Annotated in this window: 28 protein-coding genes and 1 pseudogene; 14 read left to right on the forward strand and 15 right to left on the reverse strand. The window is 61.7% G+C overall.

The window, feature by feature from the left end:
* Positions 1-47 precede the first annotated feature (47 nt).
* Genes SynA1528_RS09450 through fabG form a run of 3 tightly spaced genes read left to right on the forward strand, consistent with a single transcriptional unit; the run spans position 48 to position 2,758 of the window.
* On the forward strand, positions 48-881 hold the full coding sequence (locus SynA1528_RS09450) for a glycosyltransferase family 9 protein (protein ID WP_186586536.1): 834 nt from the start codon (positions 48-50) through the stop codon (positions 879-881).
* A gap of 9 nt (positions 882-890) precedes the next feature.
* Positions 891-1,958: a potassium channel family protein gene (locus SynA1528_RS09455; RefSeq protein ID WP_186586537.1), complete on the forward strand. Its 1,068-nt coding sequence runs from the start codon at positions 891-893 to the stop codon at positions 1,956-1,958.
* A 47-nt stretch (positions 1,959-2,005) separates the two neighbouring features.
* Positions 2,006-2,758: a 3-oxoacyl-[acyl-carrier-protein] reductase gene (gene fabG / locus SynA1528_RS09460; RefSeq protein WP_186586538.1), complete on the forward strand. Its 753-nt coding sequence runs from the start codon at positions 2,006-2,008 to the stop codon at positions 2,756-2,758.
* A gap of 4 nt (positions 2,759-2,762) precedes the next feature.
* On the opposite strand, the gene SynA1528_RS09465 is transcribed toward fabG, so the two are convergent.
* A complete protein-coding gene (locus SynA1528_RS09465) occupies positions 2,763-2,939 on the reverse strand; it encodes a hypothetical protein (RefSeq protein ID WP_186497193.1) in 177 nt (58 codons plus the stop codon).
* A gap of 130 nt (positions 2,940-3,069) precedes the next feature.
* On the opposite strand from SynA1528_RS09465, the gene groL reads away from it, so the two are divergent.
* On the forward strand, positions 3,070-4,758 hold the full coding sequence (gene groL, locus SynA1528_RS09470) for a chaperonin GroEL (protein ID WP_186586539.1): 1,689 nt from the start codon (positions 3,070-3,072) through the stop codon (positions 4,756-4,758).
* On the opposite strand, the gene SynA1528_RS09475 is transcribed toward groL, so the two are convergent.
* The 6 genes from SynA1528_RS09475 to SynA1528_RS09500 are packed head-to-tail and all read right to left on the reverse strand — an operon-like array spanning position 4,759 to position 9,670.
* Positions 4,759-5,448: an N-acetylmannosamine-6-phosphate 2-epimerase gene (locus SynA1528_RS09475; RefSeq protein ID WP_186586540.1), complete on the reverse strand. Its 690-nt coding sequence runs from the start codon at positions 5,446-5,448 to the stop codon at positions 4,759-4,761.
* 6 nt (positions 5,449-5,454) lie between these two features.
* Entirely contained in the window at positions 5,455-5,850 is a 396-nt protein-coding gene (locus SynA1528_RS09480; RefSeq protein ID WP_186586541.1) for a hypothetical protein, read from the reverse strand.
* Between the two features lie 3 nt (positions 5,851-5,853).
* The gene (locus tag SynA1528_RS09485) at positions 5,854-6,702 is read right to left on the reverse strand and encodes an ABC transporter permease (RefSeq protein ID WP_186586542.1); all 849 of its coding nucleotides are present in this window, start codon (positions 6,700-6,702) and stop codon (positions 5,854-5,856) included.
* Positions 6,703-6,717: 15 nt separating this feature from the next.
* A complete protein-coding gene (locus SynA1528_RS09490; RefSeq protein WP_186586543.1) occupies positions 6,718-7,731 on the reverse strand; it encodes an ABC transporter ATP-binding protein in 1,014 nt (337 codons plus the stop codon).
* Between the two features lie 36 nt (positions 7,732-7,767).
* A complete protein-coding gene (locus tag SynA1528_RS09495; RefSeq protein WP_186586544.1) occupies positions 7,768-8,748 on the reverse strand; it encodes a heme o synthase in 981 nt (326 codons plus the stop codon).
* Positions 8,741-9,670 (reverse strand): COX15/CtaA family protein, encoded by a 930-nt coding sequence (locus SynA1528_RS09500; protein WP_186586545.1) that lies wholly within the window; start codon positions 9,668-9,670, stop codon positions 8,741-8,743. Before SynA1528_RS09500 ends, SynA1528_RS09495 begins: the two co-directional genes overlap by 8 nt.
* 198 nt (positions 9,671-9,868) lie before the next feature.
* Between SynA1528_RS09500 and coxB the strand changes: the two genes are divergently transcribed.
* The 4 genes from coxB to SynA1528_RS09520 are packed head-to-tail and all read left to right on the forward strand — an operon-like array spanning position 9,869 to position 13,459.
* Positions 9,869-10,684, forward strand: a complete 816-nt coding sequence (gene coxB / locus SynA1528_RS09505; protein ID WP_186586546.1) for a cytochrome c oxidase subunit II — start codon at positions 9,869-9,871, stop codon at positions 10,682-10,684.
* 4 nt (positions 10,685-10,688) lie between these two features.
* Complete coding sequence (ctaD, locus tag SynA1528_RS09510; RefSeq protein ID WP_186586547.1) at positions 10,689-12,359, forward strand: cytochrome c oxidase subunit I; 1,671 nt, start codon at positions 10,689-10,691, stop codon at positions 12,357-12,359.
* On the forward strand, positions 12,356-12,964 hold the full coding sequence (locus SynA1528_RS09515; RefSeq protein ID WP_186586548.1) for a cytochrome c oxidase subunit 3: 609 nt from the start codon (positions 12,356-12,358) through the stop codon (positions 12,962-12,964). The genes ctaD and SynA1528_RS09515 overlap by 4 nt, the downstream gene beginning before the upstream one ends.
* Positions 12,965-13,018: 54 nt before the next feature.
* Positions 13,019-13,459 carry an AbrB family transcriptional regulator gene (locus SynA1528_RS09520; RefSeq protein WP_186586549.1) on the forward strand — a complete coding sequence of 147 codons (441 nt, stop codon included), beginning with the start codon at positions 13,019-13,021 and terminating at the stop codon, positions 13,457-13,459.
* On the opposite strand, the gene SynA1528_RS09525 is transcribed toward SynA1528_RS09520, so the two are convergent.
* The gene (locus SynA1528_RS09525) at positions 13,405-14,058 is read right to left on the reverse strand and encodes a riboflavin synthase (RefSeq protein ID WP_186586550.1); all 654 of its coding nucleotides are present in this window, start codon (positions 14,056-14,058) and stop codon (positions 13,405-13,407) included. The genes SynA1528_RS09520 and SynA1528_RS09525 overlap by 55 nt on opposite strands.
* 57 nt (positions 14,059-14,115) lie before the next feature.
* On the opposite strand from SynA1528_RS09525, the gene SynA1528_RS09530 reads away from it, so the two are divergent.
* Entirely contained in the window at positions 14,116-14,679 is a 564-nt protein-coding gene (locus SynA1528_RS09530) for a bifunctional nuclease family protein (protein ID WP_186586551.1), read from the forward strand.
* A 50-nt stretch (positions 14,680-14,729) separates the two neighbouring features.
* Complete coding sequence (locus SynA1528_RS09535; protein WP_186588389.1) at positions 14,730-15,794, forward strand: aldo/keto reductase; 1,065 nt, start codon at positions 14,730-14,732, stop codon at positions 15,792-15,794.
* On the opposite strand, the gene SynA1528_RS09540 is transcribed toward SynA1528_RS09535, so the two are convergent.
* The 5 genes from SynA1528_RS09540 to topA are packed head-to-tail and all read right to left on the reverse strand — an operon-like array spanning position 15,783 to position 21,729.
* Positions 15,783-16,808, reverse strand: coding sequence for a type 2 periplasmic-binding domain-containing protein (locus tag SynA1528_RS09540; RefSeq protein WP_186586552.1), 1,026 nt, complete (start codon positions 16,806-16,808; stop codon positions 15,783-15,785). The genes SynA1528_RS09535 and SynA1528_RS09540 overlap by 12 nt on opposite strands.
* Positions 16,805-17,995 (reverse strand): nicotinate-nucleotide--dimethylbenzimidazole phosphoribosyltransferase family protein, encoded by a 1,191-nt coding sequence (locus tag SynA1528_RS09545; RefSeq protein ID WP_186586553.1) that lies wholly within the window; start codon positions 17,993-17,995, stop codon positions 16,805-16,807. The genes SynA1528_RS09540 and SynA1528_RS09545 overlap by 4 nt, the downstream gene beginning before the upstream one ends.
* A complete protein-coding gene (locus SynA1528_RS09550) occupies positions 17,967-18,620 on the reverse strand; it encodes a DUF2232 domain-containing protein (RefSeq protein WP_186586554.1) in 654 nt (217 codons plus the stop codon). The genes SynA1528_RS09545 and SynA1528_RS09550 overlap by 29 nt, the downstream gene beginning before the upstream one ends.
* Positions 18,617-19,027: a hypothetical protein gene (locus tag SynA1528_RS09555; protein ID WP_186586555.1), complete on the reverse strand. Its 411-nt coding sequence runs from the start codon at positions 19,025-19,027 to the stop codon at positions 18,617-18,619. The genes SynA1528_RS09550 and SynA1528_RS09555 overlap by 4 nt, the downstream gene beginning before the upstream one ends.
* The gene (topA, locus tag SynA1528_RS09560; protein WP_186586556.1) at positions 19,027-21,729 is read right to left on the reverse strand and encodes a type I DNA topoisomerase; all 2,703 of its coding nucleotides are present in this window, start codon (positions 21,727-21,729) and stop codon (positions 19,027-19,029) included. The genes SynA1528_RS09555 and topA overlap by 1 nt, the downstream gene beginning before the upstream one ends.
* Before the next feature lie 112 nt (positions 21,730-21,841).
* Here topA and SynA1528_RS09565 point away from each other — a divergent pair, with 112 nt between their 5' ends.
* Genes SynA1528_RS09565 through SynA1528_RS09575 form a run of 3 tightly spaced genes read left to right on the forward strand, consistent with a single transcriptional unit; the run spans position 21,842 to position 24,517 of the window.
* Positions 21,842-23,413, forward strand: a complete 1,572-nt coding sequence (locus SynA1528_RS09565) for an NAD(P)H-quinone oxidoreductase subunit N (RefSeq protein WP_186586557.1) — start codon at positions 21,842-21,844, stop codon at positions 23,411-23,413.
* Positions 23,406-24,122, forward strand: coding sequence for an ABC transporter ATP-binding protein (locus SynA1528_RS09570; RefSeq protein WP_186586558.1), 717 nt, complete (start codon positions 23,406-23,408; stop codon positions 24,120-24,122). The genes SynA1528_RS09565 and SynA1528_RS09570 overlap by 8 nt, the downstream gene beginning before the upstream one ends.
* 23 nt (positions 24,123-24,145) lie before the next feature.
* Complete coding sequence (locus SynA1528_RS09575) at positions 24,146-24,517, forward strand: response regulator transcription factor (protein ID WP_286187806.1); 372 nt, start codon at positions 24,146-24,148, stop codon at positions 24,515-24,517.
* On the opposite strand, the gene SynA1528_RS09580 is transcribed toward SynA1528_RS09575, so the two are convergent.
* The gene (locus tag SynA1528_RS09580; RefSeq protein WP_186586560.1) at positions 24,447-25,475 is read right to left on the reverse strand and encodes a histidine kinase dimerization/phospho-acceptor domain-containing protein; all 1,029 of its coding nucleotides are present in this window, start codon (positions 25,473-25,475) and stop codon (positions 24,447-24,449) included. The genes SynA1528_RS09575 and SynA1528_RS09580 overlap by 71 nt on opposite strands.
* Before the next feature lie 73 nt (positions 25,476-25,548).
* Complete coding sequence (locus tag SynA1528_RS09585; protein ID WP_186586561.1) at positions 25,549-25,935, reverse strand: PAS domain-containing protein; 387 nt, start codon at positions 25,933-25,935, stop codon at positions 25,549-25,551.
* Positions 25,936-26,020: 85 nt separating this feature from the next.
* On the opposite strand from SynA1528_RS09585, the pseudogene SynA1528_RS09590 reads away from it, so the two are divergent.
* Positions 26,021-26,749: pseudogene (locus SynA1528_RS09590) on the forward strand (response regulator transcription factor).
* Position 26,750 lies beyond the last annotated feature (1 nt).

A 26,750-nucleotide genomic window follows, 5' to 3' on the forward strand; every position in this document is an offset into this window, starting at 1 on the left:
AAACGGCCTCCATACAATCAGTCTGCACCCCGCCCTGAGGCGAGTCCATGCGTGTTCTTGCTCTCAGCCCTGGCCCGCTGGCCCAGCAACTGGATCGACTCCCGGCGCTGGTGAGCCTGTGCGAGCAGGTGGGCGCCACTCTGCAGGTGGCCTGCGCTCCGGCCTGTCGCGGGGCCTGGGACCTGGTTCCCCAAGTGGAGAAGATTCTTCCCTTTGATTTCGAGGCAGCACCCACCCTCGCGGACTGGGCCAACCTGCTTGGTTGCGTGCGGGAGCCCGATTTTCAGGTCTGCCTCAACTTCGCTGAAGGACGGCAGGTGAACCTGATGCTGTCGATGAGTCACATCCCCACGCGAATCGCCAGCAGCGGTTTCTCCAGCACTGAAATCGTCTCCCCCGGCGAGGGCTGGTGTGCCCAGCGCCTGGCCAGTGTGCTGAAGCCCCTGGGCTGCGACCTGGATGCGGACCGTTTCCGACTGGCCCTTTCCAGCACGGACCTCGACGCCGCCCGCGCTGAACAACCCGCCGGAGAAGGCCCCATGCTGCTGCTGGCTCCTGCTGGCTCGACTGTGGATTGGCCGGAACAGCGCTGGAGGTCACTGCCAGAGGCCATCGCGCAGCGCCTCAAAGGACTGCGCACCTTGCAGCTGAATCCGGATCTGCCCATCAACCGTCGTGCGGCGGCTGTCGCCAGTGCCGACGTGGTGCTCAGCAGCTGCCCGGTGAGCCAGAAGTTGGCCATCTACAGCGGCGTTCCACTGGTGGCACTGGGCGCGGAACCTCAGGACCTCCCCGACCGACCCGACATTCGCTGCCTTGGCACCCCCGGTAATCTCAGCGCCCTTGCGGACGATGAGGTGCTTCAGGCCCTCGGGTTCTGACCAGCACTGATGAATCAGGGCTCTCGACGCTGGACGAGCCGACGTCAGCTCAAGCTGCTGGCGGCCCCATGGCGCGGTCCCTTCAGCGCCCTCGCGGCCGTGATCTCGATCGGTGCGATGGGCTACCGCCTCACCGAAGGATGGGATTGGGGGGACTGTCTCTGGATGGTGCTGATCACCATCAGCACCATCGGCTACGGAGAAGTGGAAACCCTCTCCCCGGCAGGGCGGCTGGTGACGGTGCTGATCGTCGTGGGTGGCCTGATCGTCGTTCAACTGGCGATTCAGCGGGTGCTTGGCCTGAAGGACGCGGGTTATTTCCGCAGACTGCAGGAGTTCCGCATCCACCGCATGCTGGAAAGCCTGCACGATCACGTCATCCTCTGCGGCTATGGGCGCATTGGTCAGGAGATCGCAGCCCAGCTGCAGCGCGATCAGATTCCCCTCGTGGTGATTGAGACCGACCCGGATCGTCGGGATGTGGCGGAAGCCAATGGACTGCAGGTGCTTCTGGCGGATGCGACCCTCGACGAAACGCTTCTCGACGCTGGCCTGGAGCGCTGTCAAAGCCTGGTGGCGGCTCTGCCCAGTGATGCTTCAAATCTCTATGTGGTTCTCAGCGCCCGGGGGTTGAAGCCCACCTGCAGGCTCATCGCGCGAGCCAACAGCGATGAAGCCGCCACGAAGCTGCGGCTCGCCGGCGCCGCGGTTGTGGTGAGTCCCTACGTCGCCGGTGGACGGGTGATGGCGGCCTCCGCATTGCGTCCCCTGGCCCTGAATTTCATGGAACTTCTGGCGGGGTCGGATTTTGAAATCGAGGAATTCCAACTCAGCCGCGACCCTCTGCCCCTGAACGCAATTCAGGGTCGGAGCCTGGCGGAACTGGAACTGGGCCGCCGCAGCGGAGCCCTCGTGCTTGCGATCCGAGATGGAAATGACCTGATCGCCAACCCAGGCGGGGAAACCCAGTTGGCCCCTGGCCAACTGCTGATCGTGCTGGGCAGCAAGCCGCAACTCAAACGCTTTCAGGCGCTTCTGGGCGAAGCGGTCGACAGCATCGAAACCATGGCGGGTTGAGCCGGCTCCGGGCGCATCCCTACGATCCTCCGATCACAGCAGCCGCCATGCTCAGCTCCACCTCCCTCGACGGTCAGACCGCATTGGTGACAGGAGGCGGACGGGGCATCGGCAAAGCCATCGCCCTGGCCCTCGCGGAAGCCGGAGCTGAGGTGGTGGTCAACTACGCCAATTCCGCCGGTGCCGCTGACGAGGTGGTGGCTGCGATCACCGCTGCCGGTGGAAAGGCCTACGCCCTGAAGGCCAACGTCTCCATCGAGGAGGAGGTGGACGGACTGATCAAGGCGGTTCTGGAGCGCAGCGGTCGCCTGGACGTTCTGGTGAACAACGCTGGTATCACCAGGGACGGCCTGCTGATGCGGATGAAAACCGATGACTGGCAGGCGGTGATCGACCTGAACCTCACCGGGGTGTTTCTGTGCAGCCGTGCCGTGGCACGTCCGATGTTGAAGCAGAAAAGCGGCCGCATCATCAACATCACCTCGGTGGTGGGACTGATGGGGAATGCCGGTCAGGCCAACTACGCCGCGGCCAAAGCCGGGGTGATCGGCCTGACCCGCAGCTCCGCCAAGGAACTGGCCAGCAGGGGGATCACGGTCAATGCCGTGGCCCCTGGCTTCATCGCCACAGACATGACCAAGGATCTGGATGCCGACGCCATCCTCAAGGACATTCCCCTGGGACAGTTCGGCACCCAGGAACAGGTGGCTGGAGCCGTGCGCTTTCTCGCAGCGGACGACGCTGCTGCCTACATCACCGGTCAGGTTCTGCAGGTGGATGGCGGCATGGTGATGGCCTGATCGTTCAGGAATCGAGGGGCTGAGCCAACTCTTCCCGCAGTCGACGGATGCGTTGAAGCAGGCGCAATCGTCGGCTTCGTTCGGTCGCCGTGAGAAAAATCCGCAGCGGCACATACACAAGGGCCATGGAGCCGGCCAAGCCCGCCATCAGGACGAAGAACAGCGTGCCGTTGTCACCCATGTGCGGACATTAATCAGAGTGTGTGATGACGACATGAGCTGAGGGGTTCCGATTCGGCTTTCCCCACCGATGCCCCCCTGTCGAGCCCTGCAAGTGCTGTGGGACAGTGATCGACGGCGGTCCCGAGATCATGGCCAAACTCCTTTCCTTCTCTGACGAATCCCGCAGCGCCCTGGAACGCGGCGTCGACGCCTTGGCTGACGCCGTGCGCGTCACCATCGGCCCGCGCGGCCGCAATGTGGTGCTGGAAAAGTCATTCGGTGCCCCCGACATCGTCAATGACGGCGACACCATCGCCCGAGAAATCGAACTGGATGATCCCTTCGAGAACCTTGGGGCCAAGTTGATCCAGCAGGTGGCCTCCCGCACCAAGGACAAGGCCGGTGACGGCACCACGACGGCCACGGTGCTGGCCCAGGCCATGGTGAGGGAAGGTCTGCGCAACACGGCTGCAGGAGCCAGCCCGGTAGAGCTCCGCCGTGGCATGGAAAAGGCCGTCGCACAGGTGGTCAACGGTCTTCAGCAGCGCAGCCAGCCCGTGGCGGGAGATTCCATCCGTCAGGTGGCCACCGTCAGTTCCGGTGGTGACGACGAAGTGGGTCGGATGATTTCCGAAGCCATGGATCGTGTCAGCGCCGATGGGGTGATCACCGTTGAGGAGTCCAAATCCCTGGCTACGGAGCTTGAGGTCACCGAAGGCATGGCCTTCGACCGCGGCTACAGCTCCCCCTATTTCGTCACCGATCCCGATCGCCAGATCTGTGAGTTCGAGAATCCGCTGATCCTGCTCACCGATCGCAAGATCAGCGCCATCGCCGATCTCGTTCCTGTGCTTGAAGCGGTGCAGAAGAGTGGTTCTCCACTGTTGATCCTGGCCGAGGAAGTGGAAGGCGAAGCCCTGGCCACCCTCGTGGTGAATCGCAACCGGGGCGTGTTGCAGGTGGCGGCTGTCCGGGCCCCATCCTTCGGCGAACGCCGCAAAGCAGCCCTCGCTGATATCGCCATCCTCACCGGCGGAACGCTGATCAGTGAAGACCGGGCGATGACCCTGGACAAAGTGGAGCTGTCTGATCTCGGCAAAGCACGCCGCGTCACCATCAGCAAGGAGAGCACCACGATCGTGGCCACGGAGGATCACCGTGCCGCCGTCACCGACCGTGTGGCCTCCATCAAGCGAGAACTCGATGCCACCGACTCCGACTACGACCGCGAGAAGCTGAACGAGCGCATCGCCAAGCTCGCCGGCGGCGTTGCCGTCATCAAAGTGGGTGCTCCCACGGAAACGGAACTCAAGAACCGCAAGCTGCGGATCGAGGATGCCCTGAACGCCACCCGGGCGGCCATCGAAGAGGGCATCGTTCCCGGTGGTGGCACCACACTTCTGCAGCTGGCCGATGGGTTGAACAGCCTGGTGGAGCAGCTGGAAGGTGATCAACGCACCGGTGTTGAAATTCTTCAGCGTGCCCTGGTGGCACCGGTGCATCACATCGCCACCAACGCAGGCCATAACGGCGACGTTGTGATCGAAGCCATGCGCAACAGCGGTCAAGGGTTCAACGCCCTCACCGGCAACTACGAAGATCTGATGGCTGCTGGCATTGTCGATGCCGCCAAGGTGGTGAGCCTCGCTGTTCAGGATGCAGTGTCGATCGCCTCGCTGCTGATCACCACGGAAGTGGTGATCGCGGACAAACCTGAGCCGGAAGCCCCGGCTGCCGATGGCGGCGGCGATCCCATGGGCGGCATGGGTGGAATGGGCGGCATGGGCATGCCTGGAATGGGCGGCATGGGGGGCATGGGCATGCCCGGGATGATGTGATCAGGCCGCCATCCCTCGGCAGTAGGCCTGCACCTGCAGGTCTACCCCGGTGATCGCCGTTCCAACCACCACGTTGTCCGCGCCAGCCTCAAGGGCAGTGCAGGCTGCGGTTGGCGAGGAGATCCCCCCTTCACAGATTAGGCGAACCGACGTTTTCAGTTCCTTCCGCAGCTCCGGCAGCAGGTTCAGGGCCGGCGGCGACTGGTCAGCCGTGTCCTCGGTGTAGCCATAGAGCGTTGTGCCGACCCAATCGCAACCCAGCTCGGCAGCACGGATGCCGTTCGCGACGCTGTCGACATCTGCCATGAGTGGAGCCCGCAACTCAGACCGGCAACGCTGAATCAACGCCTCCAACCGTTGTTCCTCCGGCCGAGGGCGCTGGGTGGCGTCCAACGCAATGACATCGGCGCCAGCGGACCACACCGCCTGAACCTCCTTCCATCCCGGTGTGATGTAAACGGGACTATCGGGGAAGGTGCATTTCCACAGTCCAATGATGAGCGCATCGGGGCAGCGGCGGCGTACGGCCCCAATGTGCTCCGGACTCTCCAGGCGTACTCCGACAGCTCCGCAGCGCAAGGACGCTTCCGCCATTGCTGCGATCACCTGGGAATCACGCATGGGGGAGCCCGGGGGGGCCTGCACCGAAACGATCAGTCCCTGCTCAAGCCGCTCAGTCGTAGGGATCATCAGCGATCAGGAGGCCTTGTGGACGCTGTCATCGCCCGATACAAGCCATCTCCGCAGAGATGGGGGCGTGCTCAGCGGGGGAGCCGTCACCTCGTGGAACTCATCAGCAGGATGATCAACGGACATCGTCGGCTCATCGAGTGCTCGGCTCACCTCCCTGAAGGAATGGCGCACAACATTTGAGACCCGCTCGAAGGCCCCAGGCTGATCGGCGACAGGCTCGACCTCCGCAACCGGATCGACTCTCGAGAACTCCGGCAGGGAGTCCACACCGAACCGATGCACCCACTGGCTGCGCAAAAGACGCAATTGCCTCTGATCATCAGCGCCGTGGGCGGCCTTCAGTTGGCTGGCGAGGATGTTCTGACGCTGGGACGGAGGATCAAACGGGGAAGAGAGCACGGGTCAGGACAACTTGCGGTTGAGCAGGGGACGAATCAGAAGGAAGAGTCCAACGGTGAGGGCGACAAGGATGCTGAGACAGCCGAAACCGGTCACATCGCCGTAGGGGGCCTCCAAAAGAACCGCCGAAAGATCCAGCGGACCGCGATAAGCGGCACGGATGGGTTCAATCGCGAAGGTAAGGGGATTCAGGGCCGCAAGCCAGCCCAGCCAGGAGGGCATGAAGGAGAGCGGAGCCAAGGCTGTGCTGGCGAACAACAACGGCAAATTGGCCACGAAGATGACGGCAATCAGCTCGATATGTCCCGGTAGGGCAAAGGCCAGGCCGAGACTCAGGGCCGTAACGGCGAACACCAGCATCAGCAGGGTCAGAAGCACCAAGAGGAGACCAGCGCCTCCCGGCCAGCCGTACCCCAGGGCTGCGGCCGTCAGCATGATGGCCAGGCTCTGCAGAAGGCTCAGGGCCGTGATGTAAATCACCGAAGCCAGAACGATCGAACTGCGACTGCGCAACGGAGCCACCAGCAGCCGGTTCAGGAAACCGAACTCCCGATCGAACATCACCGGCAGTCCCGCATTCAAGGCACCACTGAATGCGGTGAAAACGATCACGCCAGCGCCAAGGAACCTCCCGTAGCTCATGCCCCCAGGAAGGAGGCCTTCCGGTGCATTGGCAAACAGGGCGCCGAAGAGAATCAACCAGATCAGAGGTTGAAGGATGCCAGCGATCAATGTGGAAGGACGACGCAGCAACTGCAGGAACAATCGTCGCGTCAGAGCCACGGTCTCCTGCGTGAGCTCGGCGAGAGCTCCGCGATCGTTAGCGAGGGAAGGCAGGGCTGAAGAGGTCATGAGCAATTGGCGGACTCAACGCATGGACTGGCGCTTTTCCTGTTTGAGGTCGCGCTGACCGGCCAGGGCCAGCTCCGCATCCATCAGGGTTCGGCCTGTGGCCTGAAGGTAGACATCATCAAGGCTGGGACGGCTCTGGGCGAGAGCAAAAACAGGCAAGCCTTCATGATCCAGACATTGACGCACCCTGCTGATCACAACGTCTCCATCAATGACGAGATTGAGCGAAAATCCCTGGGCCCGGTTCACCACCACCTGACGGACCCCCTCCAGGGGCTGCAGCAGCTGGCAGACCCGATCGGCTTCTGTGGCGTCACTGAATTCCCGCACCCGCAGCGTCACACGGTCCCCCCCGAGCTGTTGTTTCAACCCATCGGGGGTGCCTTCTGCAATCACCCGTCCCGAATCGATGATCGCCATGCGATCGGCGATGGCCTCAATCTCTTCGAGGTAGTGACTGCTGAGCAGCACGCTGGTGCCCTGACTGACCAGCTGGCGCAGCAGATCCCAGATGGCCGATCGGCTCTCGATATCAAGGCCCACTGTCGGCTCATCCAGCACCAGCAGGCGGGGGCGATGCAACAGACCGGCCGCAAGGTCCAGACGTCGCCGCATTCCTCCGGAATAGGTGCCGCAGCGTCGGTCCACCCAATCCCCCATGGCCAAGCGCTCGATGAGGTCGGCCATGCGCTGATCACGATCCCGTCTTGGCAGGTGATAAAGGTCTCCCTGCAGTTGGAGCAGCTCACGACCCGTCAGGATTTTGTCGATGGCCACCTCCTGGGCCACGTAGCCAAGCTGACGTCGCACCGCTCTGGGATCCTTTATGGCATCGATACCGGCCACCTGAACCGATCCCGAGTCAGGTTCCAGCAACGTGGCCAGGATGCGAAGCGTTGACGTTTTCCCAGCGCCATTGGGTCCCAAGAGGCCATAAAGACAGGCCTCAGGAACCTCAAGGTTCAAGTCTTCGAGCGCCACAACAGAGCCGTAAGACTTGCGCAGGTGCCGAAGTTCAATAAGGGGCATCGCACAGCCGAACCAGGGACGGAATCTAAGAACCGATCAGACGATCGGCAGCTGCTGCAGGGCCGACATCACCTGTTGATCAAAGCTGGAGGCGAGGTCAGTGCGGCTGAGAATCAGCAACAAGCAAATGCCGAACAGGTACAGGATCGACCAGCGAAACAGTCCCTTGGCGGCGGTCAGGCTGTCGGGGTCCTTCGACAGACGCTGCACCATCTGGATCAGTCGGCCATTGAAGGGAAGCAGCATCATTCCGTAGAAAACACCTCCTGTGGGCAGAGCCAGAACACCGAATCCGCTCAGCAGCACCGTGGCCCAGCCGTAGCGACGGATCGCCCGTGCCGTCACCACAGGTCCTTTGATCACCGGCAACATCGGGATGCCGACAGCTCGGTAGTCCTCCTTGAGCAACAGCGCCAGGGCCCAGAAATGAGCGGGTGTCCAGACCATCACGAGCGCGAAAAGCCACCATCCACCCAGGCCTACATGGCCCGTCGCCGCAGCAGCTCCCACGAGGGGAGGAATGGCCCCTGCGACGCCACCGATGACGATGTTCTGCGTTGTGCGTGGCTTGAGCAGAGCGGTGTACAGCAGCACATAGCTGCAGAGCCCCAGCAGCGACAGACCAGCCGCCAGACAGTTCACACCGCTCACCAGCAGCATGGCCGCCGCCAGGGTGCAAGTTATGGCGCCGATGAAGGCGCTTGTGGGGGAAAGGCGACCAGAGGGAAGAGCACGGCCGCTGGTGCGCGCCATGCGCCCATCCAGATCCTGCTCCCACAGACAGTTGAGAACTCCAGCCGCGGCAGAGGCCAGTGCCCCGCCACCCAGGGTGCAGACCAGACGGGGGGAGGACAAAGGCCATCCCTCGGTGAGAGCCATGCCGCCCAGGGTGGTGGCCAGAAGCAAGGGGATCAGCCTTGGTTTGGCCACTTCAAGCCAAGGGGGGAGCTTGATTCGTTTCCTCGAGGGAACGACCTGATCACGAGTGGGAAGGGCAGCGGAGATGGCTTCAGCCATGACAAGGCTCCAGAGAGGAGTCGTCGAGGACGACGGAACAGGGGACGACAGCAACAGACGCTGGACGGCGCACCAAAAGCGCCGCCAAAAGACCCACCAGCAGCGCTGCCACCAGCTGATGGGCCACCGTGACCAGGGGTTGATCCAGCCCAAGCCGGAGGGTGGTGATGCCGAGGATGACCTGGGTGGCCACCAGCGCCACTGCAGACAGGAGCAGCGGCCACTGACGGCGACTCCACCCACCCGCCAGCAAGGCCACCAGGACAAACAACAGCACCAAACCGGCGACAGGGGCTGCCGCGGAGCGATGCCAGGCCAGCCACCGGCAAGCCTCACCACCGGCCAGGCAGCGCTGGGCTGCCCAGGACGTGGCCATGCGTGCCCCCAGCAGGCACTGGCTCACCACACCGGCAAGGGCAAGGGCGGAGAGGGGACGCCACCACCAGGGAGGCTGACCATCCGTGGACTGCAGCAGACACTGCGTCAATCCGCTGAGCAGAGCCACAAGCGTGAGCGCCAAGGCCAGATGAGCCGTGACCACCGCCGATGGCAGCAACTGCAACACCGTGAGAGCACCGAGGCCACCCTGCAGAGCAACCAGCAACACCAGCGAGCCACTCATCCAGGGGAGCCATCGAGGCAGGGAACGCCTCCAAAGAACGGAGACGGTGGCCATCACCACCAGGGCGATGCCGATGACGAAGGCATCAAGGCGATGGAACCACTCCAGGAACACCTGGATGTTCATCTGACGACCGGGAAGGAGCGTTCCGAAGCAAAGGGGCCAGTCCGGACAGGCCAGACCCGCCTCCATGACGCGGGTTGCCCCTCCGATCACCACGAGGGCAACTACAGCAACAACAAGATGAGCCGTGAGACGCCCCAGACGGCGTCGCAGTGGAGTCGTGGAGGAAAGCATCATCAACCTCTCGTCTCCAGGATTCGAAAAGGTCTGATCGAAACGTAGCGATGGCTGTATGGACGTCACCTTGTGTGGAGGTCTGCAACACCTTCGCCCTCTCCAAGGTGCACCTTTGCTGACACAACCAGCCCCTTAAGAAACAATCCATGGAGATGCCGAACAAGCTCCATACGCTGAGATCAGTCTGGGATTGGAGCCATGCAGATCCCATCAGCCATCGTCACTCTGGTGATCGGGATGCTCCTCGCCATTGGGGGGCTTTGGATCGGTCAGAACATCAATCTCCTACCGGTTGATGCGAGCGTCAACGCACCGATTTACGACGAACTTTTTCGGGTTCTGTTCACAATCGGAACGATTCTGTTTGTGGGCATCGTCGGACTTCTGATCTACAGCTTGATCCGATTCCGTCGCCGAAGCGATCAACTCGGTGATGGAATCGCCATCGAAGGCAATCTTCCTTTGGAGATTTTCTGGACTGCCGTCCCGGCTGTTGTTGTGCTGTTCGTTGGCCTCTACAGCTACGACATCTACGATCGCATGGGCGGAATGGTGCCGCTGGCTCACGACCACATGGCTGGGACCAGTGAAGAGCGCATCTGGGGCGGAATCAGCTCTGGCTCAACACTGTCTGACAACACCGCAGCCAGCGCACTGCCGATTGATGTGACGGCCATGCAATTTGCCTTTCTCTTTCATTACCCGGAGGGAGATATCACAGCGGGAGAGCTGCATGTACCGGCAAACCGACCGGTTACGCTGCATATGGAGGCGAAGGATGTGATTCATGCCTTCTGGGTGCCTGAATTCCGCCTCAAACAGGACGTCATCCCTGGGCAACCGACCCAATTGAGTTTCACGGCCACCCGCCCGGGACGTTATCCAATCGTCTGCGCAGAGCTCTGCGGCCCGTATCACGGCGGCATGCGCTCCACGGTGGTTGTCGACGAACCTGACGATTGGGATGCCTGGTTCAGCAGCAACGCCAAAACGGAAGACACCACCACGACTTGATCCGATGACTGTTGCCATCCCACCTCAGACCAGCTCATCCAGCCCAAGGCTTCAACCCACCGGCTGGCTTCGCTACTTCAGCTTCAGCGTCGATCACAAGGTGATCGGCCTGCAGTACCTGGTCTGCGGCTTTCTTTTCTATCTGATCGGTGGAGCTCTCGCCGGGGCGATCCGTACGGAACTAGCCAGTCCGGTCTCGGACTTCATGGCCAGGGATGTTTACAACCAGGTGCTCACCCTGCACGGCACGGTGATGATCTTTCTGTGGATTGTGCCGGTGGTGAATGGCGCCTTCGGTAATTATCTGATTCCCTTCTATGTGGGCGCGCGGGACATGGCATTCCCGCGACTGAACGCCGTGGCCTTCTGGCTGATCCCTCCCGCAGGGCTGATGCTGATCACCAGCTATTTCCTCACGGGAGCGGCTCAGTCGGGCTGGACCGCCTATCCACCCTTGAGCATCACCACGCCTGCCACAGGTCAGATCATCTGGATCCTCAGTGTTCTTCTCCTGGGGGGGAGTTCCATTTTCGGTGGCATCAATTTCATCGCGACGATTCTCAAGCTCCGCCGCCCCGGACTGAAGTTGATGCAACTGCCGATGTACTGCTGGGCAATGCTGGGCACCAGCATTCTGGTGGTTCTGTCCACGCCGGTTTTGGCCGGAACCCTGGTGTTGCTGAGTTTTGACATCGTGGCTCACACTGGATTCTTCAACCCAGCTCTCGGAGGCAATGTCGTTGTTTATCAACATCTGTTCTGGTTTTATTCCCACCCAGCGGTTTACATCATGGTGCTGCCGGCCTTCGGCCTGGTGAGCGAAATTCTGCCCGTACACGCGCGCAAACCGCTGTTCGGCTACGTAACGATGGTCTATTCGATCATGGCAATTGTGGTGCTCGGCCTGGTCGTCTGGGCGCACCACATGTTCACCAGTGGCACGCCGCCCTGGATGCGCTTGTTCTTCACGATCGCCACCGCCTTCATTGCCGTTCCGACAGGAATCAAATTCTTCAACTGGCTGGCCACCCTCTGGGGAGGGCGCATCACCCTGAACAGCGCGATGCTGTTTTCCTGCGGCTTCATCGTCAATTTCGTGCTGGGGGGCATCACCGGTGTGGCCCTCGCCCAGGTTCCCTTCGACATTCATGTGCACGACACCTACTTCGTGGTGGCTCACTTCCACTACATCGTCTTTGGTGGGTCGGTGTTCGTGATCTTCGCCTCGGTGTACCACTGGTATCCGAAGTTCACGGGACGGATGCTTAATGAAGATCTAGGGCGCCTTCACGGCGCCCTCACCTTCATCGGGTTCAACCTCTGTTTTGGTCCCCAGCACTGGCTGGGTCTGAATGGCATGCCGCGGCGCGTCGCCGAATACGACCCGCAGTTCACGTTGATCAATCAGATCAGTTCGGTTGGAGCTTTGCTCATGGCGATCAGCACCCTTCCATTTCTCTGGAACGTTGTGCAAAGCGCCCTCAGCGGCAAACCCGCCGGAGACAACCCCTGGAATGCCCTCACACCGGAATGGCTGACCAGTTCACCGCCACCGGTGGAGAACTGGATCGGGGAAGCTCCTCTTGTGGAGGAGCCCTATGGCTACGGCGTTCCCGTTGATCAACTTGACCTGACCGCCACCAGCGGTCGTGACCTCTGGAGCAGCGGCAAATGACCTCGACACTTCCTGTGCAGCCTGAAAGCTCACCTGCCATAGACCCCCACGGGCACGAGGAGCACGCTGACCACCGCATGTTCGGCCTGGCCACCTTTCTCGTTGCTGATGCGATGACCTTCGCCGGCTTTTTCGCGGCCTACCTCACCTTCAAGGCCGTCAACCCCTTGCCGGAGGGAGCCATCTACGAGCTCGAGCTGCCGCTGCCCATCCTCAACACGGTGTTGTTGCTGGTGAGCAGTGCCACATTTCACAAGGCTGGGCAGGCCATCCGCCAGAACCTTCAAAGCCGTTGCCGCAACTGGTTGCTGGTCACCGCAGGGTTGGGACTGGCCTTTCTGGTCAGTCAGATGGTCGAATACTTCACCCTCCCCTTCGGTCTGACCGACAACCTGTTCGCGAGCACCTTTTTTGCCGCCACAGGATTCCATGGATTGCACGTCACCCTTGGTGCTCTGATGATCCTGATCGTCTGGTGGCAAGCAAGTACCGACGGTGGACGCGTGACGGCAGACAATCACTTTCCCCTTGAAGCGGCCGAGCTGTACTGGCACTTCGTGGATGGAATCTGGGTGATTTTGTTCATCATCCTCTATTTACTCTGATCGCTTGCCAGGGCTGGGATGCATGGCCACAATTCATTTGAATTGATTGCGGAAATGCTGGTCGGCAAAGAACTGCTGGACAAGGCCAGATCGCTCAGCAATCGGCCGGAGGATGACATCGCGAGAGGTTGTGGTTACGTCGGTCCCAGTGGCCGATTGCTCAAGAAGAGCTTTTACCGAGCGCTGGTCGAAGCAAAAGCAGAGGCCCAGGGTTGGCAACTGCCTCGAAGCACAACCAGCGGTGGAGGCAGTGGAAGCCGCGGCCGTCAGGCCGAATTCCGCACCCGAGTGCATGGCAACGGCAATCTGCTGATCGGTCACGCCTACACCAAGCGTCTGGGCCTGGAACCTGGACAGGAATTCCGGATCGAACTGAACCGCGACTCCAGGTCCATCTGCCTGCTCCCACTGAACGACGAGACGACGGAAAGGACTGGCGATCAGGTCCAGCCGTTCTCAGAAAGCCAGTCCTCCGAAATGGCCGGTGTGGAGTGATGGTTGTCCTGACCATCGGCCACAAGGAGCCGTTCTGCGTAACGCGCTAATTGATCAGCCTCCAGGTTCACGTGGTCTCCCACGACCAGTCTGCTCAAGGTGGTAACGCTCCAAGTGTGGGGAATCACCGCCAGTTCAAAGGTCACGCCATCATCTGAACACGAAGCCACGGTGAGGCTGATGCCGTCGACCGCGATGCTGGCTTTTTCGCAGACATAGCGCCCGAAGCGTGGCTCGTTCCAGCGCAGCCCCAGCTGCCAGGACTGGGGACGTTCCACAACATCAATCACCTCACCGACCGCATCGATGTGACCGCTGACCAGATGTCCGCCAAGGCGATCACTGAGCCGCAGGGCAGGCTCCAGGTTCACAACCCCACCCTGTTCCGCCTTGCGTCCCAGCGTGGTTCGCTGCAGGGTCTCCTCGCTGACGTCTGCACGAAAGCCCTCACCGACACATTCGGCCACCGTGAGGCAGACCCCATCCACGGCGACGCTGTCGCCAAGGCTCAGGGGGCCGAAGGGTTCACAGCCTTCCACGAGCAAACCTTTCCCCCGGCGCTGAATCCGACCCACTGCCTGGACTAATCCTGTGAACATGGCTCAGCGCCCGATCCCTTCCCACTGGTCATAATCGGTTAGTGCTGCAGCGCCGCCATGGTGGAGATGAGCGTTGCCGGTATTGCTCTCGACGCGGCGAGTCGTACGCCGATCGTTCTGCTGAGAGATCCAAGCGGTCGGCGCCAGGTTCCGATCTGGATCGACCAGACCCAGGCCCACAACATCATGGCTGGATTGCAGGGGACGGAACAGCCTCGCCCCCTCAGCCACGACCTCATGGCCGCTTTGCTCGTGGCCGGTGGTCTTGAGCTGGAGCGGGTCATCGTTCATGCCATCGAAGACAGCACCTTTCATGCGGTGCTCAAGCTCCGGCAAACCGATCCGTTGGAGCAGGCCGATGAGGAGAACACCGTCCTCCATGACGTGGATGCTCGCCCGAGTGATGCCATTGCCCTGGCGGTGCGAACCGGCAGCAGCATCTGGATGCTGGAGGAGGTGGTGGCGGAAGCCTCCATTGCCGTGGATGCCGAAGCGGATGCCCGAGACCAGAGCGACTTCAACCGTTTCGTGGACGACCTCAGCCCCGCCGCCCTGGTGAAGCACCTGCGCCACCGCCATCAAGGGCAGGATCCTGGGCCGGACAGCCCAGATCAGGGGTGAGACGTCCCTTCGGGACTGGACGACCGGTCAGCCTGTTCACCCTCGGCACCATGCGGGCCCTCGGCTCGGTCGAACAGATGAGCGAGGTGCTTCAGGCAGCGGTCCTCGCCGGAATCAATCACCTCGAAACGGCTCCGGCCTACGGCCCGGCGGAGGACTTCCTGGGCCAGGCACTGCAGCGAGCGGACCGACAGCCCGATGGAGGCTGGGTGATGACCAGCAAGCTGCTGCCGGGCCTGTCCCTGAGGGAAGGCAAGCATCAGCTGCTGAAGATCCTGGAACGTCTGGGCTGCAACAAGCTCGACAACCTAGCCATCCATGGCCTCAACCGGCCCGAGCATCTCGACTGGGCCCTGCAGGGGGATGGCAGGGCCTTGCTGGACTGGGCCCAGGGGGAGGGCCACACCGTCCAGGTGGGGTTCAGCAGCCATGGCAGCCAGGACCTGATCGCAACAGCCATCAGCAGTGGGCGATTCCAGTTCTGCAGCCTGCATCTCCACCTGCTGGATCCCCAGCGGCTGCCGCTGGCCCTACGGGCCTTGAAGCGGGGCATGGGGATCCTGGCGATTTCTCCGGCGGACAAGGGCGGACGCCTGCAGGCGCCAAGTCCAACCCTGAAAAGCGATTGCGCCCCGTTCACCCCCCTGCAACTGGCCTATCGCTTTCTGCTGGCCCAGGGGATCTCCACCCTCAGCGTCGGAGCAGCCAAGGCCTCGGATCTCGCGCTCGCCGCTGCGCTTCAACGCAGTGATTCACCCCTCACAGCAGAGGAACAATCCAGCCTGCAGCGGTTAGCAGACCATCGCCGAGGGCGTTTGGGATCCGATCTCTGCGGGCAGTGCCAGGCCTGTCTGCCCTGCCCGAATGAGGTGCCCATTCCAGAGCTGCTGCGGTTGCGCAATCTGGCCATCGGCCATGACATGACCCCCTTCTGCCAGGAGCGATACAACCTCATCGGAAGAGCCGGTCACTGGTGGGAAACCCTGGATGCCAGCGCATGTCAGCGCTGTGGGGATTGCCTGCCCCGCTGTCCTCACCAGCTGAAGATTCCAGACTTGCTGGCGGACACCCACCGTCGATTGCAGGCGGCCCCGCGACGCCGGTTATGGGGCTGAGGCACGCCAGCGGTCCTGCAGCACCAATCGCTCCTCCTCCATCAACGGGGGCAACGACCAGCAACGCTCCCAGCGTGATGCCGGGGGAAGCAGCAGATCTCGCCAAGGCTTGGGCAGGTCTTGACGATCCAGCTCCATCGCGTCGGCCTCAAGCGGTGCACGCCAGCCAGTTAGCAGCAGTTTGCGGCGAAGGGGAGAGGTCCAGGCCGCGTCAACCCAGGCCTGGGGGAGTGGCTCTCTGGTTTCCTTGGGACGCACCAGCAGCGTCCAGTGCAATGGGGCTCCTTGAGCGGGAAGCACGGCCGTCAGACGTGGATCACGGCGCAACAGGGGCATGCAGCGCTGCAGGGGCAGCACCACCACCCGGGCCTTGTCCTTGAGCAACCAGTTGGTGGCGCGGCGGTCGTCCATGGTCAGCAGCTGCTGCCGCAGACGTCGCAGGGTGGAGCGCCCCCCACAACGATCCGCCAGATCGATCACCCAACGTGGACTCGCGGGAAGAATCACTCGTCCGCGTAGGGACGGTTGCAGAAGCACATCCCAACCTGCCCTGGCCGCTTCGGCCCAGGCAGCGCCGTTGCGGAACAGCATCACCCAGGGACTCACTCCGACCGGCAACACCTTTCCCGCAAGCAGTTCACCCTGCAGTGCCAGGAGGCGTTGTGCCTGAGCACCAAGTCTCTGCTCCAAGGGTGGCGCCTGGATCCGCTGCAGTTGATCCGGCGGCAGCCCCTGCAACCATCCGTCGTTGAGGGCCAGCAGATCGCCGCCGACCCGTTCCTGGTCATCACGGTCCTGGTCATCTCGGTCCGTGGTCTCGGCCTCCTGCCAGGACCAGGTCCAGGGGGATGGCAGCTGCTCCGACCAGGGCTTGGGAAGGAGGCCGCGGGCAGCACGGAGCTGCGGTGGTGCCGTTCCCCTGCGGCAGGCCGCCACAAGGCCGGCACCGGCGACAGCCCCCAGCTGCAGCAGGCGGCGACGACTGACCCGACTGGAAAAACCGCTTGCCCTCATGCCTCAGACGCTACGGCGGACGCCAGCAACTGATCCATGGCGCGATCGCAATCCTCCACGAGGGCCTCGATCGGGTGTCCCTGCAACTGAGCCAACAGCAGCAACCCTCCAGCACCGACGCCCTCCTTGACGAACCCGTCTTCGTAATCACGCAAGGCGGGCTGCCGACTGGTGTGGAAACGGACGCCACTGGCCAGGCCCGCCAGGGACACACCGAAACGTTGGCCGACCTCGTCCAGCAAACAGCCCAGGGCCGACATCCCATGGCCGGAGATCGTTTCCTGCGCCAGCCATGCCGTTGAACCGATCAGCACCCGATCCGCCAGGGCCTGCCGCTGCTGATTCGGCAGGGATGCCAGCGCAAGGGCGACCACAGCAGCCATCTGGCTGCCCCCCCCCAGCAGCAACGGCTGACGGGCCGAGATCAACACGCCGGCGGCCACCGCCTGAAACGGATCGCCAACGGCTGCCAATACAGCCTGGGGCGACGGGCTTCCAGACAACTGCGCCCGCTGCAATCCCTGCTCCACCAGCTGTTGTTTCAGCTGCTGTGGCGGTTGCCGGGCGCTGCCGCTGATCAGCCCCTGCACCGACACCCCAAGGCCTGTGAGCACCGCCTGCGCTGTGGTGGTTCCCCCTGGAACACATTCCGCCAGCAGGAGTGGACAGCGCAGTTGCGCACCAAGACGCATCCCCTGCTGCCAGAGGCCTTTCACACGCTCAGGCTCCATGGCCTGCCCAGTGGAGACACATAGTGCTGGACCGACTGCCGGGGACTCGAGGCGCAGGTGAGGGAAGGTCGCCTCATGCTCCAGACCCACGGCCGCCACTTGAGGCTGCATCGGAAGCCGCTGCAGCGCCACATGGCTCAGCAGAGCGGGCGAGACGCCAGCGGGAAGGGGGGGCAACGGCCAACGCCGGGTCTGACCTGGACCGTTGAGCAGCAGGTCGGCATCGGCAAGGGCCGTCAGACGACGGGAAGCAGCGGTGGCTCCCGCCGCAGAAATCCCTTCCCACTCCGCAGTCCGCGTGGCCGCCAGCAACAACAACAGCTCAAAACTTGTCTCCCTCTGACGCCACGCATCGAGCTGGGCCTGCAACTGCCGTCGACTGCAGCCACTGCCGAGAATCAGGCAACCGGGCGGGAGCCCGTCCAGCTCAGAGGGGATCAAGGGCAACAAGTCCATGCAGGAGCCGCGGCGGCTCTGGGATCGGGGCGTTGAGCCGGGGAAAGATCCAGTACGCCAGAGCATGGAGTGACAGCACATAGATCACCTCCTGCACCACAACAAGAGCAAGGGCCATCAACTGAACACTGGTGAGATCAGGGCTGATGGGTAACTGCAACAGCGCGATCAGCCGCTCAAGCAGCCCCGCCCCGGCACGGGTGATCACCACCCACAGGTTTTCTCCGACAAGGAGCGACAACACCAGGACCCGCACCAGAAATCCAACGCTGCCCAGCACCACGCCCACCGGCCAGCTCAACCACCAGCTGCGCCCATTGCCCCAGCTCCAACCCAACCACAGGGCCATCAGGCCATAGGGGAACAGCAGCAGAGGCCCGCGCACGGGGCCCATCAACGCTGTCATCAGCAACACAGCCAGCAACACCCCCTCAGCTCCCGACCGTCCACCACGGCGCAATTGCAGCAGGGAGAGGGGCAGCGGCAAGGCAAGACGAAAGAGCGCACCTCCCACCGGCAGGTAATACAACGCCAGCCAGATCAGCCCGGTGGTGGCCGCCAGATAAGCCCCCTCCACAAGCCGGAGAGCTTGGTGCCGACTCAGCTTGCGCGGCGGCTGCTTCATGGTGCGATCCGTTCGATCCGTTCTACGGAGAAGACAACGTCGGACTGCCGCAAAGCCCGGGTGACCGCCTCTGCAGGCGCGGCCGGATCGGCACCGGCCAGGCGGATGGTGATGCGATAGGGCGCCGGTGGCTGCAGCGATTTGGTCATGGGCTCCGGTTCACCGATCGGGTTGACATCAGGGGCGACATCCGCAACGCCGTCTTCCTCAACGGTGTCGCCCCCTTCAAGCTCCTGTGGTCGATCAGCAGGGTCCTGATCCAGCACAGGTTTATCAGGGACCTTTTCCGCAGTCTTGGCCACCGTGAGTTCAGGGGCGTCGAAGCTGCGCTGCAACTCCTCAGCCACCGGCGAGCCGGCACAGGCCTGCAGCAGCGCCAATGGGAGCAGCCAGACCAGGCGAGACATCAGCTGTCGCCGGGTTTGATCACCCGAACGGCACTGGCCCGCAGCCGGCCGGTCTTGGTGGTGGCCGGTGGCTTCTTGGCAGCGGGCTTTTTCGCAGCCGGTTTCTTGGCCGGCGTTTTTTTGGCTGCCGTGGTCTTGCGGCTGCTCTTCTTGGCAGAGGCCTTGGCCGCCAGCAGTTCCACAGCTTCCTCCAGCGTGACGTCATCCGCCCCTTTGCCTTCGGGCAGGGAGGCATTGACCTTGCCCAGCTTGAGGTAGAGGCCGTAGGGACCGTCGTAGACCTGAATCGTCTCCTCGCTGCCCTCGGGATTGCCGAGATCCTTTAGCGCCGTCCTGCCGCCGCGGCCCCGTTTGGGCATGGCGAGCAGCTCCAAGGCACGACTGAGGCCCACGGCCAGAACATCGTCATCCCCCTTCAGGGAGCGGTAGTCCTTCTCACCTTTGCCCTTGTCCCAGACCACATAGGGCCCGAAACGCCCGAGACCGGCCTGCACCCGACCACCATCGGGATGTTCCCCCAGCAAACGGGGGAGACGCAGGAGCCCAAGGGCATCGTCCAGCGTCAGATCCTCTGGCTTCTGCCCCTTGGGCAGCGAGGCACGCTTGGGCTTTGGATTCTCGTCACTGACCTGACCGCGCTGCACATAGGGCCCGTACTGACCGAAGAGCAGGTACACCAGGTCCCCCGTTTCCGGGTCCTCGCCGATGGCTTCCGGACCATCCGCCTTCTGCTTCAGGATCAGTTCCGCCTGGTCCGAGTCCAGGTCCGCCGGTGTGATCTCCCGAGGCAGGGTGGCCTTGATCAGCTCCTCCTCGCCGTCATCGCTGACCCGTTTGGCCTCGAGGTAGGCACCGAAACGACCGATGCGCACGACGCAGGACAGTCCCTCGAGATCCACGGTGCGGGAAGCACCGGGATCGATGTCCCCCTCCCGCTGCTGTACCTGAGTCTCCAGACCTTCATCCCCTTTGAAGAATGTCTCCAGGTAGGGCAGCCACTCCACCTTGCCGTGGGAGATCTCGTCGAGGGTGTTCTCCATTCGAGCCGTGAAGCTCGTGTCAACCAGATCCGGGAAATGCTCCTCCAGCAGAGCGGTCACAGCAAAGGCCGTGAAGCTGGGGGTCAGGGCATTGCCCTGCAGGGTGGAGTAACCGCGATCAACAATCGTGCCAATAATCGAGGCATAGGTGGAGGGGCGTCCGATTCCTTCCTTTTCCAGCATTTTCACCAGGGAGGCTTCGCTGAAACGGGCAGGCGGCTGGGTCTGGTGACCGAGAGGTTCCACCTGCTTTGGAACAGGGGCATCACCCACCGCCAGAGCGGGCAGGAGCACTTCCTGGCCCTCAAGGGCCGCATCGGGGTCATCACTGCCCTCGACGTAGGCGCGAAAGAAGCCGGGGAAATCGATCCGCTTGCCGCTGGCTCGGAAGCTGGCCTCTCCAGAGCTGAGATCGATCGACAGCATGGTCAGCCGTGCTTCCGCCATCTGGCTGGCAACGGTGCGTTTCCAGATGAGGTCATAGACCGCCAGATCACGGCCCTCCAACCCGGTGTCCCCAGGGGTGCGGAAGCTCTCGCCGGAGGGGCGGATCGCCTCATGAGCCTCCTGGGCATTGCGTGCCTTGGTGCTGAATTGACGCGGCCCCTTGCTCAGATAGTCCTTGCCGTAAAGGCTCTCCACACAGCTGCGGGAGGCGCTGATCGCCTGATCGGAAAGGTGAACCGAGTCGGTTCGCATGTAGGTGATGAAACCGCGCTCGTAAAGGCCCTGGGCGCAGCGCATCGTTTCCCGCGCTGAGAGGCGCAGCTTGCGGTTCGCCTCCTGCTGCAGGGTGCTTGTGGTGAACGGCGGCACCGGCTTACGGACCGTTGGTTTCTCCTCCACCGCATCCACGGACCAGGCAGCGGTCTGAACCGTTTGCGCCAGGGAGCGGGCCTCCTCTTCCGTCAGCAGACGCACCTCGCTGCCTTCCTTCAGGCCACCGGTGCTTTCGTCGAAGTCGTTACCGGTGGCGATTCGGCGGCCATCCAGATGGGTCAGCTTGGCCTCAAACCCGCTGCCGGCATGCTCGAGCTGGGCTTTGAGGTCCCAGTAACTACCGCTGCGGAAGGCCCGCCGGGCCCGTTCCCGCTGCACCAGCAGACGAACAGCGACCGATTGAACCCGGCCAGCAGACAGTCCCCATGCCACCTTCTTCCACAGGAGAGGCGAGAGGGTGTAACCCACCAGACGATCCAGGATCCGGCGCGTCTCCTGGGCATGAACGAGCTCCATGTCCAGATCACGGGTCTGGTCCAGGGCTTTGCCGATGGCTTCTTTGGTGATCTCGTGGAACACCATCCGTTTCACCGGAACCTTGGGGGCCAGCAGTTGCAGCAGGTGCCAGCTGATGCTTTCCCCTTCGCGATCTTCGTCCGTGGCCAGCAGCAGCTGATCCGCACCCTTCAATGCATCTTTGAGTTCCCGCACCACCTTCTTCTTGTCCTTCGGCACCACGTAGAGGGGCTCGAAGTCGGCTTCGGTATTGACGCCAAGGTTGGCCCACTTCTGGCCCTTCGCGGACGCTGGGATCTCGCTGGCGTTGTTGGGGAGATCCCGCACATGGCCCATCGACGCCTCGACCTTGAATCCCTTCGGAAGGAAGCCGCGAATGGTGCGGGCCTTCGTAGGGCTTTCAACAATGACGAGGGTGTGCGCCACAGGCGGGCCAAGAACCGTGCTCCTTCTTTATCGCACCGCCAAGCGCTCTGCATGAGCAGTCCTGCTGAGGAGCGCCGCTACAGTCCCCTCAGCGCAACGGATTCAGGCCGCCATGCCCGAGATGGGTGTCTTTCTTCTCGCCGCCCAGGCCATGGCAGCCCCTGGTGAGCTTCTCAACCTCTCCCTCAACGCCACGGCTGTGTTGCCGGAGGGGGCGGTGCTGCTGGCGATGATCGCCACACTGCTGGTGGATCTGGCCGGCGAAAAGGTTGCTGCACGCTGGGTTCCTCCCATCTGCTACGCGGGTCTTGGAACAGCGCTTCTGATGCTGGCCCTGCAATGGAATTCCCCGGTTGAGAGCTCCTTTCTCGGGGCGTTCCTGGCGGACAACCTCGCCGTGGCCTTTCGAGCGGTCATTGCCCTCTCCACCCTTCTGTCCCTGCTGATCAGCTGGCGCTACGCCGAGCAGAGCGGCACTCCGGTCGGTGAGTACGCAGCGATTCTGCTGGCGGCCACCCTCGGGGCGATGTTGCTTTGCGGGGCAACGGATCTGGTGAGTGTCTTCATCTCGCTGGAGACCCTTTCGGTGGCCAGTTATCTGCTGTCGGGCTACATGAAGCGCGATGCCCGCAGTTCAGAAGCAGCGCTGAAGTACCTGCTCGTGGGATCCGCTGCAGCCGCTGTCTTTCTCTACGGATCCTCCCTTCTTTACGGACTCAGTGGCAGCACCAGCCTGGAGGCCATCGGTGTTGCCCTCCAGACCAGCGCCACACCCGTAGCGGCATTGTCCCTGGTGTTTGTTCTGGCAACGGTTGCGTTCAAGATTGCGGCCGTTCCCTTCCACCAGTGGACACCGGATGTCTATGAGGGCTCTCCCACGCCGGTGGTGGCTTTCCTCTCTGTTGGATCCAAGGCGGCAGGATTCGCCCTCGCCTTGCGGATCCTGGTGGGTTGCTTCGGAGCTTTCGACGGGCAGTGGAAACTGTTGTTCACCGTTCTTGCGGTGCTCAGCATGACCCTGGGCAACGTTGTGGCACTGGCCCAGACCTCGATGAAGCGAATGCTGGCCTACAGCTCGATTGGTCAGGCCGGTTTCGTCATGATCGGGATGGTCTGCGGCACCGAGGACGGCTTCGCGGCCATGGTCCTTTACATGGCGGCGTACCTGTTCATGAACCTCGGGGCCTTCGCCTGCATCATCCTGTTCTCAATCCGCACGGGCAGTGACAGGATTTCTGATTACGCCGGCCTTTACCAAAAGGATCCACTGATCACCCTTGGACTCAGCCTCTGCCTGCTTTCACTGGGAGGCATCCCGCCGATGCTGGGTTTCTTCGGGAAGATCTACCTGTTCTTTGCCGGCTGGGCTGATCATCAATATCTACTGGTGGTCGTCGGATTGATCACCTCAGTGGTGTCGATCTATTACTACCTCTCGGTGATCAAGATGATGGTGGTCAAAGAACCCCAGGAAGCTTCCGACATCGTCAAGGCCTATCCAGATGTGAACTGGTCGGTGATGGGGATGCAGCCCCTGAGGGTCGCTCTGATCGGCTGTGTCGCTGTTACAGCCGTGGGTGGCATCCTTTCCAACCCTTTGTTCCAGTGGGCCAACACGGCTGTGACCAGCAGCCCGTTGCTGCAGGAAGCCATCGCTCAATCCGCACAACGGGGCCTTGGCTGAATCATCCCCTCAAGCTGTCGCTGAGCTGAGGGGCGTCAGCAAGGTCTATGGACAGGGTGATCTTGAAGTCAGAGCGCTGGACCGACTCGATCTCACTGTTCACAGCGGCGATTACCTGGCGGTGATGGGGGCAAGCGGATCAGGCAAGAGCACGGCCATGAACATTCTTGGCTGCCTGGATCGGCCAACCGGTGGTCGTTACCGGCTCAACGGCATCGCCGTTGAGCAGCTCGATGACGATGCGCTGGCCGACCTGCGCAACCAGTCATTGGGATTCGTGTTTCAGCAATTCCATCTGCTTCCCCACGCATCAGCGATGGAGAACGTGATGCTGCCGATGGTCTATGCCGGAATCCCCTTGGAAGAGCGCAGGGAACGGGCGGCTTCAGCGCTGGATCGCGTCGGCCTGAGTCAACGACTGGACAATCGTCCCAACCAGCTCTCAGGCGGCCAACAGCAGAGGGTTGCCATCGCGAGAGCCATCATCAATCGCCCGAGTCTTCTCTTGGCGGACGAACCCACCGGTGCCCTCGACTCCAACACCACGGCCGAAGTGCTGGAACTGTTTGACGAACTTCATCAGCAGGGAATCACCCTGGTGATGGTGACCCATGAAGACGATGTGGCAGCTCGTGCCCATCGCATTGCCCGTTTTCAGGATGGCCGCATCTTGCACGATGAATGGAATAAAAAATCTCTGGTTCATTGATGCCACAATCGTCGAAACAACTGATGGTTGCTGTTGTCGAAGACGACCCTCGTATCGGAGAGTTGATCCGAGAGGAAGTCTGCGACGAAGGTCACCTCTGCCAGGGATACTTGACAGCTGAATCCTTTCTTGAGGAGGCGGACAACCTCAACCCAGATCTTGTGTTGTTGGATCTGATGCTTCCTGGAGTGGATGGTCTTGAATGCCTTCGTCGGCTAAGAGAGTTACCACGGTTGCAAAGGTGTCCCGTCGTAATCGTTACCGCATTAAATGACGCCGCTAAGCGACGTGAAGCACAAAAGCTGGGGGCCTTTGATTACATCCTCAAACCTGATTTATTTGATCAGCTTCCTCAATTGCTTGCATCCCTGGCGCAGCAATCCTTGGAACAGTAAAGACAACAGCCAGACAGGGAGCATCGTCCGCGCCAGACCAACGGCACGTCAGCTCCCCGTTCCAGGCCTCCACCAACTGACGCACCAGGGGAAACTCCAAGTCCAGACCTTCGGTTGAGCGACCTTTCACCATGACGCGACAGATCTGATGAGCTGCATCGATCGCGACCGTGAGGCCTACCCCCACGGGTCCGTCGTGATCGCCTATGTCCAGAAGATTGTCGAGCACGAGATGCAAGGCATTCACATCGACCAGAACCCAACAGTCGGCGAGTTCAGCACCTGGCTCCAACTGCACCCTGTGGCGTTGATCGTCCGGCAATTTCTGATGCCATTGCTCCAGCAAGGGCAAAAGAGGGGCCTGCACAAGCCCAGGCAAAGAGCTGCCGATTTCAAGCTGGGTCGCCAGGGTCAGCGTCTTCAGCAGGCGATTGATCCGGCTGACCTCCTCACAGGACATGCGGATGCTGCGCATGACCCGTTCAGGAAGGGTTTCAAAGCGACTTAAACGTTTCAGACATCCCGTGAGAATGGCCAGAGGGGTACGCAGTTCGTGGCTGAGATGAACCATGAACTGCCGCTGTTGCATGAGGGCCTGTTCCTCTGGGCCAAGATCACGCCAGGTCACCAGCAGATACGACGCCTGCACCAGCTCAACCGGTTTCCAGACCACCATCTGATGATCTGTTCGTCGCCCATCGCTGAGTTCAAGAACGAATCGCCCCTGACCCGATGTTGATGGCAGCAGAACCTGCGGATCCATCAGCGGAGGTGGATCCTGCATTGATTCATCGGGAACCAGGCCACGGATCAGATGCCCCAGATCACGATTCACCACCTGAATCGGCACCCCCTCCACCAAGGAAGACGCCGATGCCTGATTCGCCCAGTGAATCCTCCGTTGGGCATCGATGATCACCATTGCTTCGGAGGCGGCATCAAACGCCACCTGCAGCATTCCCAGCGATTGACGAAGCTGGCCGACAAGCGGGGAATCAGAAGAGAACGATGTGCTCACAACAAACCAACACCTAATCCTCGTCTGGCAAAGGTTTCAACGTGGCAGCGAAGGACCATGTGCCATTGCGATCTTTCTCGGCAACGATGTAATGCTCGCTCACGATCGCCTCTCCGTTCGCACAGAACGTGGCCAATTTCAACGGGTGATTCAAGACCCTGGATTCCTCGGTGAGCTTGAAACGTGCAAACCCTGAATGGTGCGAGTCACGGAAACTCGGGGGCAAAATCAGCCCCAGCGACTGACCCAGGAGTTGGTCGTCACGCCAGCGATACACCTCGCGAAACCGCTGATTGATCTCACAAACCACACCCGAAGCTTCAGCACGGACAAAGGGAAGATCCTGCTGTTCACGCAGTTGACGAATCGAATCCTCGGTCCATGACTGCTGGGAAACCATCACCGAGAACCATTGAGGCAATTTTAGTGATCCCTGCAGCACTGCATACGGGATTGTCTAAGTTGAACAAAGGTTCTTTCCCTTGATGCCGGAGCAGTCCACGCAGAGACGTCGCGTTCTGGTCATCGATGATGAGCCGAGGCTGACCGAGCTGCTCAGCCTCGAACTCGATGTCGAGGGCTACGACGTTGACATCGCTTCCGATGGGGCGGCGGGCCTGATCCGCAGTCGCAGCGAACCCACACCGGATCTGATCATCCTTGACTGGAATCTCCCTGACTTCAACGGCATCGATATCTGCCAGAGGATCAGGGCTGGGGGCATCTGCACCCCAATCCTGATGCTCACCGGCCATGACGAGGTCAGTGACCGTGTCACAGCACTGGATGCAGGGGTTGACGACTATTTGATCAAGCCATTCTCCATTGATTAGCTGATGGCACGGCTACGGGCCATGCAGCGGCGTGCAGAGGCATTTTCCGGAGGTGGTGAATCCGGTCAAGACATCGTGCAGCTGACGGTGGCCGACCTGTCCATGGACATCAGAACCCGAGATGTCAAACGGGCCGGCCGGTCAATACAGTTGTCCGTGAAGGAATACGACCTTCTCAACTTCCTGATGCGTGGTGCGGGACGAGTGCTCGAACGGCAGGAGATCATGCGCGGGGTTTGGGGTGAGAACTTCTTTGGAGACGACAACCTGCTGGATGTCTACATCCGCTACCTGCGTCAGAAAATCGAATCTAAAGATGCTCCTACGTTGATCCACACGGTGCGCGGCGTGGGCTTCATCCTGCGGGAGGAATCGGAATGAC

The organism is Synechococcus sp. A15-28, from assembly GCF_014280175.1.
Lineage (GTDB): Bacteria > Cyanobacteriota > Cyanobacteriia > PCC-6307 > Cyanobiaceae > Parasynechococcus.

Bases quoted from the DNA above. Each gene is read 5' to 3' on its own strand.
- fabG (WP_186586538.1), top strand. From the start codon at position 2,006: ATGCTCAGCTCCACCTCCCTCGACGGTCAGACCGCATTGGTGACAGGA.
- SynA1528_RS09565 (WP_186586557.1), top strand. From the start codon at position 21,842: ATGCCCGAGATGGGTGTCTTTCTTCTCGCCGCCCAGGCCATGGCAGCC.
- SynA1528_RS09450 (WP_186586536.1), top strand. From the start codon at position 48: ATGCGTGTTCTTGCTCTCAGCCCTGGCCCGCTGGCCCAGCAACTGGAT.
- SynA1528_RS09500 (WP_186586545.1), bottom strand. From the start codon at position 9,670: ATGATGCTTTCCTCCACGACTCCACTGCGACGCCGTCTGGGGCGTCTC.
- SynA1528_RS09455 (WP_186586537.1), top strand. From the start codon at position 891: ATGAATCAGGGCTCTCGACGCTGGACGAGCCGACGTCAGCTCAAGCTG.
- SynA1528_RS09525 (WP_186586550.1), bottom strand. From the start codon at position 14,058: ATGTTCACAGGATTAGTCCAGGCAGTGGGTCGGATTCAGCGCCGGGGG.
- SynA1528_RS09495 (WP_186586544.1), bottom strand. From the start codon at position 8,748: ATGGCTGAAGCCATCTCCGCTGCCCTTCCCACTCGTGATCAGGTCGTT.
- SynA1528_RS09535 (WP_186588389.1), top strand. From the start codon at position 14,730: ATGCGGGCCCTCGGCTCGGTCGAACAGATGAGCGAGGTGCTTCAGGCA.
- SynA1528_RS09585 (WP_186586561.1), bottom strand. From the start codon at position 25,935: ATGGTTTCCCAGCAGTCATGGACCGAGGATTCGATTCGTCAACTGCGT.
- SynA1528_RS09540 (WP_186586552.1), bottom strand. From the start codon at position 16,808: ATGAGGGCAAGCGGTTTTTCCAGTCGGGTCAGTCGTCGCCGCCTGCTG.
- SynA1528_RS09520 (WP_186586549.1), top strand. From the start codon at position 13,019: ATGCTGGTCGGCAAAGAACTGCTGGACAAGGCCAGATCGCTCAGCAAT.
- groL (WP_186586539.1), top strand. From the start codon at position 3,070: ATGGCCAAACTCCTTTCCTTCTCTGACGAATCCCGCAGCGCCCTGGAA.
- SynA1528_RS09575 (WP_286187806.1), top strand. From the start codon at position 24,146: ATGGTTGCTGTTGTCGAAGACGACCCTCGTATCGGAGAGTTGATCCGA.
- SynA1528_RS09580 (WP_186586560.1), bottom strand. From the start codon at position 25,475: ATGCTGCAGGTGGCGTTTGATGCCGCCTCCGAAGCAATGGTGATCATC.
- SynA1528_RS09545 (WP_186586553.1), bottom strand. From the start codon at position 17,995: ATGGACTTGTTGCCCTTGATCCCCTCTGAGCTGGACGGGCTCCCGCCC.
- SynA1528_RS09550 (WP_186586554.1), bottom strand. From the start codon at position 18,620: ATGAAGCAGCCGCCGCGCAAGCTGAGTCGGCACCAAGCTCTCCGGCTT.
- coxB (WP_186586546.1), top strand. From the start codon at position 9,869: ATGCAGATCCCATCAGCCATCGTCACTCTGGTGATCGGGATGCTCCTC.
- SynA1528_RS09485 (WP_186586542.1), bottom strand. From the start codon at position 6,702: ATGACCTCTTCAGCCCTGCCTTCCCTCGCTAACGATCGCGGAGCTCTC.
- SynA1528_RS09465 (WP_186497193.1), bottom strand. From the start codon at position 2,939: ATGGGTGACAACGGCACGCTGTTCTTCGTCCTGATGGCGGGCTTGGCC.
- SynA1528_RS09530 (WP_186586551.1), top strand. From the start codon at position 14,116: ATGGTGGAGATGAGCGTTGCCGGTATTGCTCTCGACGCGGCGAGTCGT.
- SynA1528_RS09475 (WP_186586540.1), bottom strand. From the start codon at position 5,448: ATGATCCCTACGACTGAGCGGCTTGAGCAGGGACTGATCGTTTCGGTG.
- ctaD (WP_186586547.1), top strand. From the start codon at position 10,689: ATGACTGTTGCCATCCCACCTCAGACCAGCTCATCCAGCCCAAGGCTT.
- SynA1528_RS09555 (WP_186586555.1), bottom strand. From the start codon at position 19,027: ATGTCTCGCCTGGTCTGGCTGCTCCCATTGGCGCTGCTGCAGGCCTGT.
- SynA1528_RS09515 (WP_186586548.1), top strand. From the start codon at position 12,356: ATGACCTCGACACTTCCTGTGCAGCCTGAAAGCTCACCTGCCATAGAC.
- SynA1528_RS09490 (WP_186586543.1), bottom strand. From the start codon at position 7,731: ATGCCCCTTATTGAACTTCGGCACCTGCGCAAGTCTTACGGCTCTGTT.